This window comes from Salmonella sp. SAL4457 (genome assembly GCF_046548235.1).
GTDB lineage: Bacteria > Pseudomonadota > Gammaproteobacteria > Enterobacterales > Enterobacteriaceae > Salmonella > Salmonella enterica.
Map to the genome: position 1 here is coordinate 1 of NZ_JBGDZO010000483.1, position 272 is coordinate 272.

Sequence of the window (272 nt, forward strand, 5' to 3'; positions counted from 1 at the left end):
GTCGGCCACGTGGTGTTCTTCGTCAAGGACGTCAACGCCTGCGAACGCTTCTACCGCGAGCGCTTCGGCTTCGTCTGCTCCGATCGCTATCCGAATCGCGGCGCCTTCCTGCGTTGCGCGGAGGAGGGCGGCCACCACGACCTGTTCATGCTGCAACTGCCGCAACCGCGCGCCGGCCTGAACCACGTGGCGTTCACCGTGCGCGATATCCATGAGGTGTTCGGCGGCGGCATGCACATCGCCCGCTGCGGCTGGGATACCGAGATCGGCCC

1 protein-coding gene is annotated in these 272 nt (G+C 66.5%); it reads left to right on the plus strand.

What is annotated here, in order from left to right:
* Positions 1-272: VOC family protein (locus ACLJNW_RS25145; RefSeq protein ID WP_410961348.1), on the plus strand; the 272-nt coding region annotated here is incomplete at both ends.